This is a genomic window from Kamptonema sp. PCC 6506, from assembly GCF_000180455.1.
Classification (GTDB): domain Bacteria; phylum Cyanobacteriota; class Cyanobacteriia; order Cyanobacteriales; family Microcoleaceae; genus Kamptonema; species Kamptonema formosum.
Window position 1 is genome coordinate 1 of the sequence record NZ_CACA01000049.1, and the last position, 4,916, is coordinate 4,916.

Sequence of the window (4,916 nt, forward strand, 5' to 3'; positions counted from 1 at the left end):
AAGGAATTATTTACTTGGAGATATCCGTAACGCCGCCCTTTGGCCGATGAATATACCGCATAGAGGGCGGCCTTACGAAGATTGGGTAAACTCTTAATTATTGAATGCCAAAAATATCGGGCAAGTTCCACTATTTTGCTGATTGGGAAACTTGTCCTAATATTTTTTTCTTGTGCCTTTACTTCGCTTTCTCTCTTTCCAAATGCTGGCGAAGTTTGGGCAGACAAAGAGGGCGCGTATATCGCCTACAGTTACATTAAATTTACCGCTCATCCGTACCTCGCAGATGCGTTCAAAAGTTATCTAAATTTCGGCGGGCATTCTGACTTTAGAGACAGGTTTTGTCTCCTTACAGTTGCGGGACAGCGACGGATTTACACCGAACTTTCCCCGTTACCTCTAGCGGCTGCTCCCCGCTAGAACCGAGTGAATTTTCAGACTATAGCACACTTTTATGTGTTTTAGGAAAAAATTTTATTTTTGGCTTTAGAATTAAGGATGATAGCAGCCCCCTCCTACCACAACTATTTCCTTCTTCCTTCTTCCTTCTTCTTACCATTGGGGTTGAGCTGCTACTAGCACCGTAGCCGCATTACAGTCTATTGGTTTTGAGAAGAAATATCCTTGACCGTATTCACATTGTAATGCTCTAAGCTGAGCTAATTGTTCTGCTGTTTCGACTCCTTCAGCAATTACATCCATACCTAAATGACCTGCTAAGATTAATATTGTCTGTACGATCGCTTCGTTCCCTTCATCGTCAGCCATCCTACTGACAAAAGCTCGGTCAATTTTTAAAGCATCAGTTGGGAAACTGTGCAGACGAGAAAGCGACGAATAGCCTGTGCCAAAATCATCGATATATAACTGAATTTCCAAAGCTCTCAATTGCAGTAGCAAAGCTGCTGCTGATTCGGCATTGTCCATAATCACGCTTTCAGTAATTTCTAGTTTTAAACTGCGGGGATTAAGATCGGTTTCTAGTAAAATTTTTCTAATTTGGTCGATCAAATCTGGCTGCGTAAATTGTTGATTAGAAAGATTAACGCTGATAGTTAAAGGTGGATCTGTAGGAAATTCTTGTTGCCATTGGTACATTTGGTGGCAAGCTGAGCGGAGCATCCACCAACCAATGGGTACAATTAGCCGAGTTTCTTCTGCTACGCGGATGAACTCTGCTGGTGTTACTAAACCGCGCTGAGGATGTTGCCAGCGTAATAGTACCTCAAAACCGCTAATCTTACCGTTTACGAGAGAGACTATGGGCTGATAATACAACTGAAATTCCTGACGCTCGACAGCGCGGCGCAGGTCATTTTCTAGTTCCAAAAGTGCCACAGCGCGAGTGTGCATACTCATGTCAAATATTTCATGGCGAGCTTTACCCTGTGCTTTGGCATGATACATGGCAGCATCTGCATCTCTGAGTAAGTCTTCGGGGCGATCGTATAAAATTGGACATTGAAGATGGGGTAAGGTGGTAGCTTCGCCATCTCTGAATGGGGCTAAACCGGAACAGACAATGCCAATGCTGGCGCTGCTAAATATCTTGTGGGCGCTTAAGTGGAAAGGTGCTGCTAGTTCGTTTTGGACTCGCTCGGCAATGATGGTGGCATCGCTAGCATCTTTGATATTTTCTAACAAAATTGCAAATTCATCTCCGCCCAGGCGGGCAACAGTATCTCCTGTACGCAGACATATTTTCAATCGCTGGGCGATCGCGATTAGTAGTTGGTCGCCCACTAAATGCCCTAAACTGTCGTTGACGACTTTAAAGCGATCCAGGTCGATAAACAGTACAGCAAATAAAATTTCTGGCCGTCGCTTACCCAGTTCGATCGCGTGTCCCAGCCGATCCATAAATAAAGCTCGGTTAGGCAGACCTGTGAGAGTATCGTGGAGAGCATCATGGAGTAATTTCTCCTCAGCCATTTTGCGGACGGTGATATCTTCAACAGTGCCTTCGTAGTAAAGCAATTCGCCGTTGTTGTTGCGAACAGTCCGCGCATTCTCCGAAATCCAAATCGTGCTACCATCGGCGCAGTAAACCTCGGACTCAAATTCAGATATAGAACACTTGGTCTCAACTTCGCGCACGAATTCAGCTCTACGTCTGGGGTTAACGTAAACTTGGGTTTTGATGTCTTGTATTTGTTCGATTAATTCTTCTGGGGAGTTGTAGCCATAGATTTTGGATAAGGCGGGGTTGGCGCTGAGGTAGCGTCCCTCTGGGGTACTTTGAAAAATTCCTTCGATCGCATTCTCAAAGATGCTGCGATATTTCTCTTCAGCTCGTTTTAAGCTTTCTTCTGCTTGTTTGCGATCGGTAATATCGGTGAGAGTACCCAAATAGCCAGTAACTTCGCCGTTTTTTTCTACTTCTGGTACGGCTTGACAATATACCCATGTCACCTCCGAGCCTTTTTGGAAGCGGTATTCCAACTTGAAAGGCATTTTTTCTGTAATCGCTCGATACCAGGCGGTTAAAACGCGATCGCGATCGTCAGGATGTAGCGATCGCACCCACCCGGATTTGAGCGCCTCTGCGGGAGTTAGCCCCGCCATCTCGCAAAATCTGGGGTTAACATACAAGCACTCGCCAGCGGTTTCGGTGCGAAAAATCCCCACTGGTAGCATTTTTGCTAAGGTGTAATACCGATATTCGCTCTCTTGTAATGCTCTTTCGGTGACTTTGCTCTCGGTGATGTCTAACATCAAACCTTGAAGGAAAATCGACTGATTTACTTCGTCGCGGACTGCTACTGCGCGATCGCAAAACCACAGTACGCGACCGTTTTTGGCGATCGCGCGATATTCTACAGTAAACGATTGGTCGTTGATGCTTTCTTTGCCTACAGAGGCGGCGCGGCGGGTTGCGTCTTCTACTAGGAGGCGATCGCGGTCATCGGGATGGAGAATTTTAGATAGTAAATTCGGACAAGCCTTCCATTCCTCCAGAGAATAGCCCAATAGTTTGACAATTTGTGAGCTGATGTAGAGCCGATGACTAGGACGCTCTAGAGGGGCGATATAGGTGACAGCGGCAATTTGCTCGCTCAAAGCGCGGTATTTTGCCTCGCTGGTACGGAGTGCGGCTTCTAGGCGCTGTTGCTCCTCAATGGTGAGATTTACCGCCGCTATTTCCTGCGCTAACAATGACTGCGCCCCGGTCTTCACAAGGTCGCTTCCTGTAGCGCTGCTTTCCTCTTGACTGTTACACTGCCAAGCAGCTAAAGTTTTCGAGGGTGGTAGTTGTCGAGGAAGTACAAGGCGATCGCTTGTCCAGAAATTGCCGATAGCAAAAGAGCGATCGCTAATAGTTCCGACTGTAACAGTGGTAGATTTTAGCAGTCCTTTGTTTGTGTAGGCTATTAACGCGATCGCGAAAGTCACCAACAACCCCAGAAGGTATGCAGGAATCCCATTGGATAGAAATGGGTCGAGCTCGAACATGGATCAGCACCTTGATGACAGCAGTTACCTAAAACCAATCTATTTAAAAATAACTAAGTTATGAGTAAGAAGGAGTGACTAATGCAAAGTTCCTCTATTTAATCCCGTCCTACTGACTCAGTTAGGACTTAAGCGTTACTTACGTAATGCCGTTTTCCCTTAGAGTGGCATAACTGCCTAGAAGGCGGCGTTACGGATAGTTTGGCGTAAGCAATAAATGGTGCAACCACCTTAGCAATTAAGCTGATGTATGGCAGTGGCCCAACTTACGAGATTGATGTGCATTTGCTCACAGTACAGTCGAGGGAGCCTGGAAACCTAGCGGCAAGTCCCAGCAGCAGGGGGACGGGCAAAAGCATAGAATCTAATTGTCGCACTGCGCCGATTTGAGGTACGATCGGCAAATCGATCGAATCGAACAGCAGATCCCAAGTCAGAATTGCCAAAATATTTTTATGAAAGCGATCGCTTTTGATACACCCGGAAGCCCGGAAGTCCTGCAAATGGTGGACATTCCCGCCCCAACTATTCAGAAAGATACAGAACTATTGGTGCGGCTGCGGGCAGCGGGTGTCAATCCTATTGATACTAAATTACGACAGCGAGGCACTTTAAAACAAGACGAGACTCCTCACATTTTGGGGTGTGACGGTGCTGGTGTTGTCGAAGCTGTAGGTGCTGGAGTTCAACTTTTCCAAGTTGGAGATGAAGTTTATTTCTGTAATGGCGGTTTGGGCGGCCCAACTGGAACTTACACGGAATTGGTGGTTATAGACGAGAAGTTTGTTGCCAGAAAACCATCTTCAATTAGCTTTGCTGAAGCGGCCGCTGCGCCTTTAGTTTTAATCACAGCTTGGGAATCACTTTACGATCGCGGACGGTTACAAACTGGTCAAAAGGCATTAATTTATGGCGGTGCTGGCGGGGTTGGTCATGTCGCTATCCAGTTAGCAAAATTGCAAGGTGCAGATGTTTGCACGACGGTTAGTTCTGAAGAAAAAGCTAATTTTGTTACGGAATTGGGTGCCGACTTGCCGATTATTTACAAAAATAGAGATGTAGTCGATGAAGTTTTAGGTTGGACTCAAGGGCAAGGAGTAGACTTAGCTTTTGATACGGTAGGTGACGAAACTTTTTATCAATCATTTCCCTGCGTTCGGATTTACGGAGATGTGGTGACAATTTTGGAACCCAATTCAGCTTTAGGAAATTTGAAGATAGCGAGGTTGCGAAATCTGCGAATTAGTTTGGAATTGATGCTAACACCAATGTTGGAAGGATTAGTGGAGGAACAAATACAGCAAGCTAAGATTTTAGAGCAGTGTTCTCGCTGGATAGATAACAGTTTACTGAAAATTCATGTAGGTCAAACTTTCCCTTTGGAAGAAGCTGTAGCGGCTCATAAGTTGCTCGAATCGGGCTCGATGACTGGTAAGATTGTTTTGGTAATTGATAGTTGATAG

At 45.7% G+C, this 4,916-nt stretch carries 2 protein-coding genes and 1 riboswitch; of the genes, one reads left to right on the top strand and one right to left on the bottom strand.

Annotated features, from left to right (window positions below; genetic code table 11):
• Positions 1-294 precede the first annotated feature (294 nt).
• A riboswitch (cobalamin riboswitch) is annotated at positions 295-442 on the bottom strand.
• A gap of 110 nt (positions 443-552) precedes the next feature.
• Complete coding sequence (locus tag OSCI_RS02570; protein WP_007353290.1) at positions 553-3,453, bottom strand: sensor domain-containing protein; 2,901 nt, start codon at positions 3,451-3,453, stop codon at positions 553-555.
• 455 nt (positions 3,454-3,908) lie between these two features.
• On the opposite strand from OSCI_RS02570, the gene OSCI_RS02575 reads away from it, so the two are divergent.
• Positions 3,909-4,913: a zinc-dependent alcohol dehydrogenase family protein gene (locus tag OSCI_RS02575; protein ID WP_007353292.1), complete on the top strand. Its 1,005-nt coding sequence runs from the start codon at positions 3,909-3,911 to the stop codon at positions 4,911-4,913.
• The last annotated feature ends 3 nt before the right edge of the window (positions 4,914-4,916 follow it).